This window comes from Paenibacillus sp. GbtcB18, assembly GCF_019091125.1.
Classification (GTDB): domain Bacteria; phylum Bacillota; class Bacilli; order Paenibacillales; family NBRC-103111; genus Paenibacillus_F; species Paenibacillus_F chitinolyticus.
The window spans coordinates 916,691-932,487 of the sequence record NZ_JAGXJX010000001.1 but is presented as its reverse complement, the minus strand read 5'-3'; the positions used below and the strand labels follow the sequence as shown (position 1 = coordinate 932,487).

General features: G+C 51.7%; 15 protein-coding genes. 1 reads left to right on the top strand and 14 read right to left on the bottom strand.

Going from position 1 to position 15,797, the window contains the following annotated elements; all coding sequences use genetic code 11:
- Nucleotides 1–47 precede the first annotated feature (47 nt).
- The gene (locus KVT34_RS04250) at nucleotides 48–449 is read right to left on the bottom strand and encodes a dihydroorotate dehydrogenase (RefSeq protein WP_254634521.1); all 402 of its coding nucleotides are present in this window, start codon (nucleotides 447–449) and stop codon (nucleotides 48–50) included.
- 293 nt (nucleotides 450–742) lie between these two features.
- Between KVT34_RS04250 and greA the strand changes: the two genes are divergently transcribed.
- A complete protein-coding gene (gene greA, locus KVT34_RS04245; RefSeq protein ID WP_217556842.1) occupies nucleotides 743–1,216 on the top strand; it encodes a transcription elongation factor GreA in 474 nt (157 codons plus the stop codon).
- 198 nt (nucleotides 1,217–1,414) lie between these two features.
- Here the strand turns inward: greA and KVT34_RS04240 are convergent, their stop codons facing one another.
- From KVT34_RS04240 to KVT34_RS04180, 13 genes are all read right to left on the bottom strand, one after another.
- Entirely contained in the window at nucleotides 1,415–2,317 is a 903-nt protein-coding gene (locus tag KVT34_RS04240) for an alpha/beta hydrolase (RefSeq protein WP_302695019.1), read from the bottom strand.
- Nucleotide 2,318: 1 nt separating this feature from the next.
- Nucleotides 2,319–3,173, bottom strand: a complete 855-nt coding sequence (locus KVT34_RS04235) for an ABC transporter ATP-binding protein (protein ID WP_217556841.1) — start codon at nucleotides 3,171–3,173, stop codon at nucleotides 2,319–2,321.
- 15 nt (nucleotides 3,174–3,188) lie between these two features.
- Entirely contained in the window at nucleotides 3,189–4,211 is a 1,023-nt protein-coding gene (locus tag KVT34_RS04230; protein WP_217556840.1) for a FecCD family ABC transporter permease, read from the bottom strand.
- Nucleotides 4,204–5,211, bottom strand: coding sequence for a FecCD family ABC transporter permease (locus KVT34_RS04225; RefSeq protein WP_042225754.1), 1,008 nt, complete (start codon nucleotides 5,209–5,211; stop codon nucleotides 4,204–4,206). Before KVT34_RS04225 ends, KVT34_RS04230 begins: the two co-directional genes overlap by 8 nt.
- Nucleotides 5,212–5,239: 28 nt before the next feature.
- Nucleotides 5,240–6,220 carry an ABC transporter substrate-binding protein gene (locus tag KVT34_RS04220; protein ID WP_217556839.1) on the bottom strand — a complete coding sequence of 327 codons (981 nt, stop codon included), beginning with the start codon at nucleotides 6,218–6,220 and terminating at the stop codon, nucleotides 5,240–5,242.
- Nucleotides 6,221–6,226: 6 nt separating this feature from the next.
- Nucleotides 6,227–7,027 (bottom strand): alpha/beta hydrolase, encoded by an 801-nt coding sequence (locus tag KVT34_RS04215; RefSeq protein WP_217556838.1) that lies wholly within the window; start codon nucleotides 7,025–7,027, stop codon nucleotides 6,227–6,229.
- Nucleotides 7,028–7,195: 168 nt separating this feature from the next.
- Nucleotides 7,196–8,830 carry an AraC family transcriptional regulator gene (locus KVT34_RS04210; protein WP_217556837.1) on the bottom strand — a complete coding sequence of 545 codons (1,635 nt, stop codon included), beginning with the start codon at nucleotides 8,828–8,830 and terminating at the stop codon, nucleotides 7,196–7,198.
- Between the two features lie 435 nt (nucleotides 8,831–9,265).
- Entirely contained in the window at nucleotides 9,266–10,459 is a 1,194-nt protein-coding gene (locus KVT34_RS04205) for an MFS transporter (RefSeq protein WP_217556836.1), read from the bottom strand.
- A gap of 72 nt (nucleotides 10,460–10,531) precedes the next feature.
- A complete protein-coding gene (locus tag KVT34_RS04200) occupies nucleotides 10,532–11,194 on the bottom strand; it encodes a TetR/AcrR family transcriptional regulator (protein WP_217556835.1) in 663 nt (220 codons plus the stop codon).
- Between the two features lie 383 nt (nucleotides 11,195–11,577).
- Nucleotides 11,578–11,997 (bottom strand): DUF6985 domain-containing protein, encoded by a 420-nt coding sequence (locus KVT34_RS04195; RefSeq protein ID WP_483311421.1) that lies wholly within the window; start codon nucleotides 11,995–11,997, stop codon nucleotides 11,578–11,580.
- A 404-nt stretch (nucleotides 11,998–12,401) separates the two neighbouring features.
- Complete coding sequence (locus KVT34_RS04190; RefSeq protein WP_217556834.1) at nucleotides 12,402–13,595, bottom strand: MFS transporter; 1,194 nt, start codon at nucleotides 13,593–13,595, stop codon at nucleotides 12,402–12,404.
- Nucleotides 13,596–13,695: 100 nt separating this feature from the next.
- Nucleotides 13,696–14,250 (bottom strand): RNA 2'-phosphotransferase, encoded by a 555-nt coding sequence (locus tag KVT34_RS04185; RefSeq protein WP_217556832.1) that lies wholly within the window; start codon nucleotides 14,248–14,250, stop codon nucleotides 13,696–13,698.
- Nucleotides 14,251–14,255: 5 nt separating this feature from the next.
- Nucleotides 14,256–15,680: an RtcB family protein gene (locus KVT34_RS04180; protein WP_217556831.1), complete on the bottom strand. Its 1,425-nt coding sequence runs from the start codon at nucleotides 15,678–15,680 to the stop codon at nucleotides 14,256–14,258.
- Between the last annotated feature and the right edge of the window lie 117 nt (nucleotides 15,681–15,797).

Genomic DNA, 15,797 nt, shown 5'->3' with positions numbered 1-15,797 from the left:
ATGATCTGCCCCGACCGCTTCGGACAGGCTGGCAAACCCGTCCCGCTTCAGTAAATCGAGCAGCTCGCTGCTGCACTGCCGGTTGATCCCCGGTCCTTTATAAATAAAGGACGTTCGGGCAGGCGGAACAGACGCGGACGGTCGCTGCCCGCTTGACCGACGGGCGTGACGCCGCCCACCTCCATAAATCCGAATCCCATCGAAGAAAGCGCGGGCACGGCCCGGGCGTCTTTGTCCAGACCCGCAGCAAGACCGATGGGACTGGGAAAACGGGTTCCAAGCAGTTCGCTGGCCAGACCGGGCTCCTTCCTGACCCCGTACAGCTTCTCAATCAGATACAGAAGCCCGGGCTGCCGCTGGATTCTTTGCAAATTCCGCAGGACGAAATCGTGAGCTTCCTCAGGTTCCTTTCTAAAGAACATTGGCTTCACCAAGGCTTCATAAATCAACTGATTTCCTCCCCTTTTCAGACAAAATCGGGAAGCCGGACTTGACCGTGCAAGCGGACTTCCCGTAGTACGTTCAGGCGGTGCAGCCCGGGTAAGTTCCGATCCTCTCGTGAAGATCTTTCCTTCTGCCCCTCTGTCCGCATGTAAGCCACCATATCCCGGATGCCCGCTGCGGTACCAAAATAAAAGAAGATGACTTTTTCCCGCTTGAGGTTCGCATGATTGCTTTATATAGTGTACAATGCAAGAAACACCTGTTATCAAAAGATTGGGTACCCTTAGGAGATGTTTACATGGCAGAAGAAGAAGTGATTTTAACCCCCGAAGGACTGGCTCAGCTGGAGCAGGAGCTGGAAGAGCTCAAAACCGTGAAGCGCAAAGAGCTCGCAGAGCGCCTCAAAACCGCGATCAGCTACGGGGATTTAAAAGAAAACAGCGAATACCACTCCGCAAAAGACGATCAGGCCTTTATGGAAACCCGGATTATTACGATTGAGCGGATGCTGAAGAAAGCCCGTGTTTCCGACAATACGGATACGTCTACCGTTAAAGTAGGCTCTATTGTTGTGCTGAACGATATCGAATTTTCCGAAAAAGTGGAGTACCGGATCGTCGGCCCGGCCGAAGCGGATGTAGCCGACAATAAAATTTCTTACGAAAGCCCGCTGGGGGTCTCCCTGATGGGGAAATCGGTCGGCAGTATTATCAGCGTGGATGCTCCGGTCGGAGTCATCAAATACGAGCTTCTCGAAATCAGAGCGAAATAATCGCCCATTGCCGGCAAAAAAGGGGCTACCCGCGGAGTCATCTCAAATGACTCCGCGGGTAGCCCCCTCTCATTATGTTCCCTTTCAGCCCGAATGCAGCCGTTGCGTTTGCTTATGTTCCGTTTCAGTCCGAATGCAGCCGTTGCGTTTGCTTCGGACGGCGCCGGACCGCTGCGGTGGACGGTCACGTAAAATCCGCTACGCTTGCCGGTCGGCGGGTTCGGGACGCAGCGCGAACCTGACGGCGCGGCTGATCAGCGGCGGCAGCACGGAGACGTGCCCCTCTCCCTCGAACTCCTTAAACTCGGTCAGCATACCGTATTCGCTTAATGCCGAAAGCCGCTCGCAAAGCTCGGCCGCATTCTCTCCGCCTCCGGTATGATGCGATTTCTCCAGTTCCCCGATGGCGAGGAACAGCTTTATATCCGCAGTCTCACCCGTCGGCTCTCCGGCGGAGGCTGACAGCTTGGACGCGAAAGCCCGCTCTTCTTCGAGCAGCACCCGCTTATTCCAGTGGATGGAGGGGCTGCCCGCTACGTAGCATTGGAACGCTTCCGGCTTGGCGTACAGCATATGCAGCACAAAAAGTCCGCCCAGCGAATGGCCGAAGATTGTCTGCCTCCTGCGGTCGATAGGGTAGGTCTCTTCGATCCGCGGCTTCAGCTCGTCTTCGATGAATCCCATGAAGGCTTCGGCTCCCCCATGCTCAGGCCGCTCTCCCGCCCGAAGCTTGAAGGGCAAATCCTCCAGGCGGATTTCACGCGTAAAATCGTAATGCCGTGCGGGATGAAACGGTCCGTCCGTCGGATAGCCGATACCGACCACGATAGCGGGAATAACGCCGGTTCTCTCCGGCGCCCGGGACTGGACGCGGACCGCCTCCACCATCGTGCCGAAGACGGAGTTGGCGTCCAGCACGTACACCACGGGGAATCCGGATGGGGGCGCTTCCCCTTCGGGGACGGCGATGAAAATCCGGTATTCCCGGTTTTCCGCGCGCGACCGCATCGTACGCTGCTCGGATCGCGGCATCGTCACGCGCTCCAGGACCCCCGCTGCCGCCCCTCCGGGTTCTGCATACTCTCGGTTGATTGTACTCAATCTATCTCACTCCTTCGCTTACCGCTTCTTTTTGCGGTTCCGTGCTGCCTGCGGCCGAAGCCGCCTTGTTGCGCAAATAGCTTTCATACCCGTAGCAGACGGGCGCCCCGTTCTCCGGGTCCAGCATAATCCGGGCATCGATATGGAAGACCTGATTCAGCACTTCCCTGGTGATGATTTCATGGGGATGTCCCGTGGCGATAATTTGCCCGCTCTTCATGGCGACGATCCGATGAGAAAACCGGGCCGCATGGTTGATGTCGTGAAGCACCATGACGATCGTCTGCTTCCGCTCCATATTCATTTTCTCTACGATCTGGAGAACTTCCAGCTGATGGGCCATATCCAGGAAGGTTGTCGGTTCGTCGAGCAGCAGCACTTCCGTATCCTGGGCGAAAGCCATCGCCAGCCATACTTTCTGCCTCTGTCCGCCCGACAGGCTTCCGATCTCCCGATCCCGGAAAGAGGCCACATTCGTGACCGTGAGCGCCCACTCGATCACTTCCTTATCTTGGGGAGACAGCCTGTTCAGGTTTTTGCGGTGCGGATAGCGTCCGTACGAAACGAGTTCCTCCACTTTAAGCTCCGGTGGGGCGATTGGATTCTGCGGCAGAAGCGCGATATGCTGGGCAATCTTCCGGGTCGGGATCGTATTCAAATTTTGTCCGCGGAAAAAAACGTTCCCGTTCTTCTGCTTCAGAATGCGCCCGATCGTTTTTAGCAGCGTCGATTTACCGCAGCCGTTCGGCCCGATGATGGTGGTGACCTCCCCTTCCCTCACCTCAAAATTGAGATCACGGAATACGCTGTTCTTTTCATAACACGTTTCCAGATTCTCCACACGTATGATACTCAAGGACGAACACTCCCTCTATGCTTTGGCCTTAAACAGCAGGTAAATAAAATACGGAACGCCTATGATCGAAATCATGACGCCTACAGGCAGCTCGACCGGCATAAATACCGTTTTGGCGATAAAATCCGATCCGATCACGAGCAGCATTCCGATAACCGCACTGACCGGCAGAACACGATTATGATGAACGCCGACCAGACGTTTGGCGATATGCGGCGACATCAGCCCGATAAAGCCGATCCCCCCGGACACGGAAACGCACGCGCTGACAAGCCCGATGCTGCCCAGCAGAAGAATGCCCTTCTGCCTTTCCACATTTACCCCCAGACTTTTCACGCTGCTCTCTTCGAGCTGGAAAAGATCCAAGGTGTACGCGCTCCTGCGTATAAGCGGGATCAGGATAATCAGCCACGGCAAAACGGAAACGACATATTTCCAGTTGGCGTTGTAAATGCTGCCCGACGTCCAGACGGCGGCCATTTCGAAATCTTTGGCATCCATCTTGAGCGTCAGGAACAAAGCCAGCGCGCTGAATCCGGCTCCGATTGCGATTCCCGTCAAAATCAAGCGCTGAGAATCGATCCGTCCGTTTTTCCAGGAAAAGAGATAGATGAGAACGGCAGACGCGAGCCCGCCGACCAGTCCGAACAGAGGCATCGTCATAATGCCCCACCAGCCCGTACCATGCAGCTTGCCCTGGAAGAAGAACATGAAGATAACGATGGCCGCCCCGGCACCGGCGTTGATGCCGAGAATGCCCGGGTCCGCCAGCCCGTTGCGGGTAATTCCCTGAATCACGGTTCCCGCAATCGCGAGGCCCATGCCGACCAGTCCCGCGATCACAATTCGCGGCAGCCGGAATTCGAGAATGACGAGATCGTTCTCGGGATTCGGATCGATCCGGAGGAGCGTATTCACCACGTCCTCGACCGTGATGTCGAAAGAACCGTTGGTCAAGCTTGTATAAGCGGCGATCAAGATAAGGCCTATGCCGATAAGAACGACCAGCATATAGCGGCTGAACGATTGTTTAGGCATGCTTTTCCCCGCCTCTCGTCCTTGCCAGATACAGGAAAAACGGTACGCCGATAATAGCGGTCACGACACCGATCGGCATTTCGTACGGATAATTCAGGAAGCGGCTGAGCACATCCGCCAAAGCCAGGAAAATGCCGCCCAGCACACCCGCGCACGGAATCACCCACTTGTAGTCGATGCCGATCAGGAAGCGGGTAATATGGGGAATAATCAGCCCCACAAATCCGATTTTGCCGGCCAGAGCTACCGAGATCCCCGTCAGAATAACGACCGCGCCCATCGCGACGATCTTGACCAACAGCGTTCTCTGTCCCAGATTGATGGCGACTTCTTCTCCCAGCGAGAGAATCGTGATCGATTTGGCAATCCGGAAGGCCGCGATAAGACCGACGATCGCAAATGGAATGCACAGCAGAATCAGCTTGGGTTCCAGTTGATGAAGTCTCGCGTTGTACCAGAAGCTTATGTTCTGCGACTTCTGAAAATACATGGAAAGAGCCGCCGAAACGCTGCTGAGAAACGTGCCGATGACGGTGCCGACGATCGCCATCCGCACTGGCGTCAATCCGTTCGGAAGCAGCGAGGCAAGCCCGAATACGATGCCGACCCCGAGCGCGGAGCCGATCAAGGAATAGAAGATCATATCCAATGAAGACGAATTGGGCAGAAAGATCATGCAAAGCGTAATGACAAACGCCGAGCCGTCGGTCACCCCCATGATGGAAGGGGATGCAAGATAATTCCTTGTCATCCCCTGCATGAGTGCGCCCGATATGGCAAGGAACGCTCCGATTAGAAGCGCCCCCACTACTCTCGGCAAACGGGAGGTCCGGATAATCTGATGATCGACATTACCCGGATCGAAATGGAACAGGGCGTCCATGACCGTTTGCAGATGAATTTGTTTGGCCCCGTACAGAACGGAAAGCACAATGGTGAATACGATGATCACCGGTGAAACCCATAAAATCCATTGAGGCTTTGCCAGACTTCTTTTCATATCGGATTACTCGCTTTGTGTTTGAAATTTAGTTGGTAAGCTTTGGAAGAGCGGCCTCAAGGAACTTGATCTTACTGTACGACGTTCCTCCCTGCGCCAGCGGGTCTACGACGTTGACGAACATTTTTTTGTTTTTCACAGCGTTGATACTTTGCCAGATCGGATTTTTTTCGAGGTCTTCCAGCGCTTTCGGCTGCTCTTTATTCTCGTCTTCCGAGAATTGGACGAACATATAGTCCGGATTGATTTCGGACAATTTCTCCAGCGAGATCAGCTGCTGCGCCTTGGCCTCTTTTACTTCGTTCGGAACGGCGAGCCCCAGATCGGTATACAGCGACGGATTGAAGAACACGCCGGCCGGATAAATGGCGATGCTGCCCGCACGCACCCGAATCGCAAGCACTTTTTTATCTTTCAGCGAAGTGCCGAGTTTTTCTTTCGCGGCAGCGGCTTCTTTTTTGTATTTCTCGATCGCTTCTTTAGCCTTATCCTGTTTACCGGTCAGTTCCGCCAGCACGTTCAGATTCGCTTCCCAATCGGTCGAAACGTGGGAGATCGGGAGCGTGACTTTGACCTTGTTCATCTTTTCCATCATTTCAGGCGGAAATTTGGTGGAACCGAGAATGACGTCCGGTTTCAGTTTCAGAATCGTCTCCAGATTCGGCTGCGTTTTCTCGCCCACGGATTCCGCCTTGTCCGTAATGCTTTTGAACATATCGGGGAACTTGCCGCCGACCGAATTCGCCCCGATCGGTTTCACGCCGAGCACGAGTGCGTCTTCCATCGATTCGAAGGAACCGGCCACTACGATGCGTTCCGCTTTGGACGGTACGGTATATTCTTTGCCGAGATATGTAATTTTGCGCGTTTCATTCGTACCCGCCGCTGTTGCCGCCGGGCTTTTCGTCGCTTCCGCGCCGCCTGTCTTGGCCGCCTCTTTTTGCGCTCCGCATGCGGAAGATAATAATGTTACGGCAACCAGACCGGCCGCCACCCATGTTTTTTTCATTTTTCTCTAACCCCTCTCCGTATCCGGAAAAAATGTGTTTGTATCCATACCGAAAATCCACTTCAAAGCTTCGGGAAACTGTTCCACGAACACGGGAACGAGGTGATGACCGCCTTCGCCGATAACGAGGCGCAGCCTGGCACCGTTAAAACCGGAATCCGCAAGCAGCGCGTAAGCCTGCCGGGTTCTGGCCATCATGGCACTCTGAATCGTCTTCTTCCCGACGCCCTCCTGATCCCCCACATACATATAAAACCTTTGGCCTTCGTCGGCAATCCTATGCCCCCGCATATACTCGGTGATGCCTTCATACCAGAAGGACCCCGAGATGCTGCCGATTCTTCCGAAAACCGCAGGATGCTCGAACGCCGCAAACATCGAGATCAGACCGCCGAGCGAAGCGCCGATCATCGCCGTGCCGGCAGGTCCCGCCAATGTCTCGTACCGGCCGTCGATATAAGGCTTGAGCTCATGAACGATGAGATCCAGGTATTTTTTGCCGGAGCCGCCGAAATCTTTGACGGATTCCACCAGAGCCTTCGCAGGCCAAGGCGTATATTCATCGAGCCGCTCATCCGGCTCCAAACCGACGAGAATCAGTTCCGGCAGCTTCCTCTCCCGGAAAAGCTCTTCCATACGGACAACCGCCAAGTTGGTGACCGTATCCATATAATCGGACGGATCGTTGACGTATACAACCGGGTAACGCTTGTCTGCCAAGCCGTAGGACGGCGGCGTATAAACGGTCAGCGTCCTGCCTTGAAAGACTTGGCGCTCCAGACTTCCTCTTTCTCTACTGCTTTCCATGCCATTCCCCCGACGCTCACTTTGTAAAACTGAGAATCATTATCACTTAATAACAAAAAAAAGAGGGAGATTCTTTTTTGGATATTTGTATTGATAACAATTCTCAATTGAAATTATAACCCACGTTTCTTTGCCGGGACATGGACAATACACGGAATTCAAACTGGACTATTTCCGCAAAAAGAGCTTTTCCACTTCACCCAGAATACGCTCGTGCCCGGAAGCCGAATATTCCCGCCAAGGATCGGAGGGGATTTCGTAAACCCGGTTCTGCCGCACCGCGTGAAGATCCCGCCAAAGAGCCGTCGCCTGCAGATCTTGCCAACGCCGGAGCGTCTCCGTTTCCTGGCAGACATTGACGAGGATATGGTCCGCATCCAGCTCCGTCAGCTGCTCCGGCAGAATCGGCACATTGATTTGGTCCCGGTTATAATCAAAAGCCGGCTTCATACCCAGCTCGTGAAAAAACACGTCTCCCATGCTGCGGGTTCCGCATACCCGGATCTCCTGCTTATGTAAGCTGATCAGCAAAAATGTTTCTTCTCCCGTCCGTTTACGCAGTCTGCCGCGGAGCGACTCCACGCGGCGGTCGTATTTACCGAGCCATGTCTCGGCTTCGGCCGTCCGGTCCAGATGAGCGGCGATAAGCAGCAGCTGCTCCCGCCAATCCGCCCCGCGATCGGGAATATACAGCACTTTTCCCGCCTGCTCCAGGCGTTCTTTTTCTCCCGGATTAAGGGTATCCATCGAAAGGATAAGGTCCGGCTTCGTTTCACGCAGCTTCTCGATGTTGTGCTCCCAGTCTTCGCTGTACCGGTAGGCGCTGAGATGAACGGGAATATCGGAACGATAGTTCTCATAATAGTGGCCGGTCCATTTGGGATGAAGGGGCGCCGCATACGGTAGATGATGAATGGCCAGCAATTGGCCGATCAGATGCGAATGATGGACCGCGATTTTCTTGCGGCGGTTCTTCATATAAACCGTGGGCGAGACGCCCACTTCCTGTTTGAATTTGCGGCTGAAGTAAAACTCGTCCTGATAGCCCACTACGTGAGCAATGTCCTTCAGGCGGGACTGGGATAACGCCATTAACTGCTTGGCGCGGTTAACCCGCTGCTCGGTCAAATAGTCGATTACGCTGAGGCCGTATGTTTTTTTAAACAAATCCCCATAGTATTTCGGCGATACTTCCGCCATTCGTGCGAGCTCGTCAATCGTGATGTTGGTCTGGTAGTGATTTTCGATATAGTGCCGGGTGCGTTCCAACGCGCTTCGGGCATCCAAGGGAGATTCATCCCGCATATGAGCGGAGATCGAATGGATCAGTTCAAGAAATGCCGCCTGGGCTCTTAGCCGGTCGAAAGGATCGGCACTGTGCCAGTAGGTAGAAAGCGCCTCGCTCAGCACGGAAAAATGCGAAAGAGAATGAACGGGCAGCACCTGCGGCTCGTACCACGTTCCCTTCCGGCATCCTTCACCCGTCCCGTCCTCATAAAAAAGGTCGAATCCGACCCATGTCAGCTCCAGGCCGCCTGCCTCCGTCTTCATTCCGATTACTTCGCCGGGCAAGCAGACATGTATGTTCTCTGCTTCCAGGCGGCTAAGACTGCCGTCCCGTTTCAAAGCACCTTCGCCGGCCGTAACGACGATCAGCACATGCTGATCAATGAGCCGGTAATCCATTTCCCAGCTGTCCCCGGCCTTGATTGCTTCAACTTGACGTATTTTATAGGAAGCGTCCGCAACGGCTGCCGATAAACCCGGACGTATTTTTTCGTTGTCGGTTACAGAGTTACTCAACTGTTTCTCCTCCCAATCTGTTGGAATATCGTTCTGTTCCCGAGTCTGGCGGGTTTAATATACCGAGATGAAAATCTTGTGATAATGATTCTCAATATCATTTAATTATAGCAGATGTTCCGTTCTTTGAGAACGGGGTTTCTTTGGGTCAGAAATTAATTTTATCCTAACGAAAAAAAGACCGCACATGTCTGCGTGGTCTTCAATTGTTCCGACGGTACCTGCCCGTATGCGGCTTTAACCTTTTCGCCCCCCTCTCAAGATGTTTTCCAAAGCGGAGGCATAGGCTATTTATTTTCCATCTGCTGCGGCACTCTTATGCCTTGATTTATAAGGATTTTCTCGATTCTAATATGGTTCTGGTTGGTTGTCATCTTGAACGAAATGACAGCTTTCATCCCCTCAGCATTAAAGTTCAATAATTTATAGATATAATTAATTTTTTTCTGTCGTGTAATAAATCATCGCGATGATCGGAAAAGCTATTCCAATCCACAACGCTGCATTCCAGCCACCTAAGGCATATGCCCACCCACCTAAGGCGGACCCTAAAGCACCGCCAAGAAAAAAAATGGCCATGTATAATCCATTTAATCGGCTGCGAAACTCTGCCCCTAATGAAAAGATAACACGCTGTCCAAGAACCAGATTAGCAGAAACCCCCATGTCTAAAAGGATCGCTGCAACGACTAGGTTTGCAACTGCAGCTGTCGAACCGCCTTGAATCATCAGGGGAAGCAATATAGAAATGATAACAATAGCTAACGCTAATCCTGTGGCAGGTCGAATCCAACCTTTATCCGCAAGACGTCCTGCCACGGGTGCAGCAACCGCCCCAGATACCCCGACTAGAGCGAACAATGCAATTTCTTTTTGAGAAAAATGAAAAGTGGGGCTACTCAATATCAAAGGAACAGTTGTCCAGAACAAGCTAAATGTCCCAAACACACAAGCATGATAGATCGCTCGACGGCGCAGGATCGGAGTCGTTCGGAGTAACTGCCACATGGAGCTCATAAGGGTTGGGTATTGTACATTTAGCAACGGCTTCCTTGCAGGCAGCGCCTTTGCTAATAAGAGTGCAAGAACAAAGATCGTTGCGGCAGACAAGAAGAATACAGCGTGCCAGCCCAAAAGATCTGCCACCAAACTCGATACAGGCCGTGCAAGCATAATACCGAGTAACAGACCGCTCATGACATTACCAACTGCACGTCCGCGCGAGGCATCAGGCGATAGATGCGCTGCATAAGGTACCAGCACTTGAGCTGCGACTGATCCTACCCCAATAAACAGTGAAGCTATGAGGAATAATGCTGCATTTTTCACTACTGCCGCAACCGTCAAAGCGACTGCAGTGAAGAGCAGCGATGCTACTACCAGCCGTCGGTTTTCAAGAATGTCTCCCAATGGGACGATAAATAATAAGCCGATACCGTAACCAATCTGGGTAAGTGTGACGACAAGCCCTGCAGTCTCTGCAGATAACCCGATTGCTGAACTGATTGGTCCCACCAAGGGCTGTGCATAATAGAGATTAGCGGCGATTACACCGCACGAAATTGCCAGAAGGAGGGTGATCCAAGACGAAACAGATTTCTCAACTTTTTGGTCTGCGCTTAAACTCATAGCAAGCTCCTTTACAATCGTTACAGAAGATTTTTTTGGAACGATCGTTCCGATAAGATCAAAAAAAATATGTTAGAGCATCTCAATCACAGTATTGATCATGTCATGAACGACTTTCTTGTCATTTTTTACTTTGCAAATTACATTTATACTATGATTGAGGTTAAGCAGTAAATGCGATAGCACTTTTATATCTTTTTTGGGGTCGATTTCTCCTGTCTGCTGTCCTTTATGTAAAAGTTCATAAAAAGACTGTTCCAATCCCTCAAATCGGTCACGTATCAATCTACGTAGTTCTTCATCCGGTGAATCCATATCGATGGTTGCATTTGTTATCAAGCAACCTTTTGGCAAATCCTCATTAAATGCGGAAGTAATGTGCTGATCAAAATACTGCCGGATTCCAACTTTCGCAGACGGCGCATTTACCAAGAGATTTCTTTTATTTTGACCTATTTTTTTGTAATGGTGTATGGCCTCAACATAAAGCGTCTGTTTGTCCACAAATGTTTCGTACAAGCTTGATCTGCTTAATCCCATTGCTTTTAATAAATCCGGTATACTTGTCGCTTCGTAACCTTTTTCCCAAAAAACTAACATAGCCTCATGAAGTACGCGCTCCTTGTCAAACTCTTTTGTACGTCCGATGGTTACTCCCTCCTCTCTGTAGGAACAGTATAATATTTCAGGAATGAATAGTCCAGTATTTTTAGTATGATTCCAATCCGGTTCCATTAAACTGCTCGTTAGCGTAATTATTTTCTCGGGACACTACGGACAAGCCTTAACTTCGGCCCAGAAGCAATTGCCTTTATGCTAAGAAATGGATGGGGTACAACAAAGGACGGCTATCAATAGCCGCCCCTAGCTGAACTTATGGTCAAAAAAAGAAGCGGGACTTCTCCCGCTCCGTTGCTGAATACGCCACTACACCTCAACTATTAGACTTTCCTGACCAACAGTGAGCAACACTCCACATGTGACGAGTAGACAGTGACAACAAACATATATGTGTCCGTAGGTATGGTGTTTGCTCTCTTATTTTCTCAAAGGATATATGAGTTGAATGTCCTTTTCCGTAAATAATCCTTTATACAACGCATAATTATGGTCTGCACCTAGTCGTTTTCTTCCCAAATTGCATATTCTCCATAACCTAAAAACTCACGTACTTCAAGAACTTCCTTGCCTTTGATAATAATTTCAATACCATCTTCAAATCCCCATTCCATACCAGCCCAAACGCTTGCTCCAAATAGGGGATCATTTTTATCATAAGGATTTCTGTAGATATAAATATCGCTTACTGAAATAAAACGTAAGATATCCCTGCCCTGAGCATCCGACAAACCATCTGGGCATTTCATATCTGGATAACAATCTGTCAGTATAGTATCTTTCCAAGCGCACATTTTTTTGCATAATTCGTCGACAGTTTCATTGGGTAGATTATTTAAATAATTTTCGATATATGACTCCGCTTCGTCTAAACTCATGTCTTCCTCTCTAAAATGGTATTCTATGCGTTCATTAGACAAAACAAACAAACCGAATCCTGAAGTAGCTTCTCCGTTTGATGCGTAAATGTCATCCTCTTTCCCAACATTCTCTAAATGGAATTTTCCGTTAATTAGATATCCCCCCTAAAAAAATATAATAGCGGTAAAAAGGGAACTGACGGAAACCACTTTGCAGTAGATTTGACATTCTCATTTATACCACTTTTATTTCGTAAAAAAAGCTCAAAATTATCTTTTTGAGCTTTTTCTAAAGGTTATGGTTTTTAGGTAAATGTGACTTCAAACTACTTTCTCACCAGCAACACGCAGCACTCCACATGTATCGTATGCGCGGGCATCCCGTCGCACGGAAGAGAACCCCTGACTTACGTTCTCAAAGCCTGCTTTACATTTCAACGGGCCAGTAGTCCCGCTTGGTGAGATCAGGCCGTTTTTCTGTCCAGTGCAAACACCCAGAGCGCAAGCAGCATGCCGATCAGCGACAATACCGCTCCGGTCCAAGGAAGCGTCGATAAGCCGGCTTGGTTAATGACCATTCCGCCGAGGAAAGCTCCTCCGGCATTGCCGAGATTCAAGGCCGAATGATTGGACGTTGAAGCAAGGGCGGGGGCGTCTTTGGCCAGCGTCATAATCTTGACCTGAAGACCGGGGAGCACACCGAAAGCGGCGACGCCCCATATGAAAATCGTCACCACAGCTGCAGCGGGCAAATAAACCGTGTAGGCAAAGACCGCCAAAATAAGCGCCAGTACGGCGAAACTGCCGATCATCACCGGCATCAGCTTCCAGTCCGCCAGCTTTCCGCCCAGAATATTGCCGAAAGTAACACCGAAGCCAAATAAAACGAGAATCCACGTCACACTGTGCTCCGCATAACCGGTCACCTGCTCCAAGAGCGGGGCGATATAAGTGAACACGGTGAACAGGCTGCTGCAGCCAATCGCTCCCGTAAGAAGAACGAGCAGCAGTCTCGGCTGCGCCAGCGCCCGGATCTGCCGGACCAGGCTGGATGATTCTTCCCGGGGAATGACCGGAATCAGGGCCAGGATTCCGATGAGCGAAATAACGCCCATCACGGCCACAGCCCCGAACGATGCCCGCCAGCCCAGATTCTGGCCGATAAACGTGCCGAACGGAACGCCGATGATATTGGCGATTGTGAGTCCCGCCATCATAATGGAGACAGCCGCCGCCCTGCGGTGCGGCTTCACCAGATTGGCGGCGATAACCGAGCCGACGCCGAAGAAAGTGCCGTGCGCCAGCGCGGTCAACAGCCTCGCCCCCATCAGCAGGCCGTAATTCGGGGCGATGGCAGCTACCGTGTTGCCGAGGATGAACAGCACCATCAGCAGGCAGAGCAGCATTTTCTGCGGCAGACGGTGCGTAGCGACCGCCAGCAGCGGGGCTCCGACCGCCACTCCGAGCGCATAGCCCGTAATCAGTTGACCCGCATGCGGGATGGAGACATGAAGATCCCCTGCCACATTGGGCAGCAGTCCCATAATGACAAATTCAGTCATTCCGATGGCAAAGGCACCGCATGTTAAGGAAATGAGCGCGAGCGGGAACCGGTCCTTGGCCGTTTCCGTTTTTCCCGCAAGTTGTGCATAATTCATGATGTCCGGTTGATCCCCTTTCCGCTATTCGATAAGACAATGATTTATGTTAGCACGCTTATCGAATAAACTCCACCCTTGCACGTCCGACTGATACCGATTATTGATCGGCAATCGGCCGGCAGCATGCTGCCGGAATCCGGTCCGCCAGCCACACTTCGTTCCCGGCGTAATAAAACCGGACGCCTTTCTGTCCGGCCAGGGCGGTATCCACCTCGAGAATGACGAGTTCTCCCCTCCTCCTTCCCGCCAAAGAAGCGAAATGCAGCCCTTCGGACAGGTGCACGTATTGGCGGGACATGGGCAGGAGCCCGTCGGTCATAATCTGAGGAACGGCCTTCCGGTTCGTTCCGTGATAAAGGACAGCAGGTGGTTCAGACGCCTCGTACGTAATTCGTTCGTGACTGTGCCCGTATCTGGCCCGGATAGAGTCTTTCGCAATCTCAAACCGCTGTTTTTCGCTTTCGCGGACTACTCTTTGAATATCTTCGCGACGAACATCTTTGAAACCGGACACCCGATTCAAAACGGTCAAAAAGTCTTCCAAACGGCAGAATCCTTCCTTATCGAGGATAAGCCCGAAATCTCCGGGCGTATGCCGTAACATTTTGCTCATCAGCTTGCTTAAACGCGTATCTTCTTTTGAAGCCGGCATCTTTCTCAAACTCCTTTTATAACCGCCATCGGCTTGCACTTGGCAACGACGGACGCAAGGCCCGCGCCGACGACGCTTTCGATAATTTGATCCACATCCTTATAGGCCTGCGGCGATTCGTCGAGAATCGTTTCGAGGGAACGCTGGTTCACGACAACCTCGTCCTCCATACCGACGCGCATACTGGCGGAAAATTCATCTACGGTTACGAGCCTTTTCGTAGCGCTTCGGGACCGGATTCGCCCCGCTCCGTGGCAGATGGAATGATAATTGGCTTTTCCTCCGTCCGCACCCACCATAATATAAGAAGAAGTTCCCATCGAGCCCGGAATTAACGCGGGGTGACCCGTCGAGGCGTAAGGTTCGGGATTATCCGGATGATTTGCGGGAAGCGCGCGCGTAGCCCCCTTGCGGTGGACGAATACCCGGCGGCCCTCCTCTTCCGTATCTTCCTCCCAAGCGTAGTTGTGCATCAGATCGTACAGGGTGGCCAACTCGAATTTGGAACCGAACACGTCTTTGCCCGCTTCGCGAACCGCATATGCGATAAGATGACGATTTACGACCGCATAGTTCAGTGCCGAATACATCAGATCCGTGTACTGCACGGCCAAAGGGTGATCCAAGGAGGCGAACAGCAGATTGGGATCGGCTGTCCCCATACCTTCGGCCCGCATCATTCGTTTGATGTCGCTGCCGCACAGCTGGCTGACCGAGCCGCCCCACGCACGCGATCCGGAATGGATCATGACGATCACCTGACCGTCAAACAATCCCCATGCTTCCGCCGTCGCCCGGTTTTCTTCCGCGATTTCCACCGACTGGATTTCGGCGAAATGATTGCCTCCCCCCAGCGTTCCGAGCTGGCGGTGAGAACGGTGCCAGACGTTTTCCGGCAGCCGATTCAGTGAATTCTCGTCAAAACCGAAGCGGCTCGATTCGACGTGAGTGAGCGATTTGGCTTTACGCGGTGTATAGCCGTCGGGGATGTACTTTTTCGGAAGGCCGTGAAGCCCTTTTTTCACCACTGTCTCCAAACGAATATCGGAAAAATGTCCGCGGGTATGGGCATCGACCGGCAAGTACTTCTCAATCGTGCGCACCAGCTTCTTCCGCAGCTTCAAATCTTTCAGTTCGTCCTTATGCAGATTCGTCAGATGAACCCTCATGCCGCAGCCGATATCGCTCCCCACGATGGAGGGGGATACATACCCGTCCTCGCTGTTCCAGACGGCCGTAGTGCCGATGCAGGTGCCGACTCCGACGTGAACGTCCGGTGTATAACTCATATAAACCCCGTTCGGGATTTGCAAATTGTTGTTCGCCATTTCGAATACTTTATAGTCCAGCGCCTCATATAGGGACGGTCCGGCATACACGTGTACGGTCCCCGAGGGCAGTTTTACTTGACGGTAATAGTTTTCTTTCATAGATAGACTTCCTTTCTTGATTGAGAAACTTAAATTAAAAAATAAACGCAAAAAAACCATGGACTTCGCGTCCATGGCTGTCTGCAGCACTGTTATTCAGGTTCGCAAGCGTTAAAG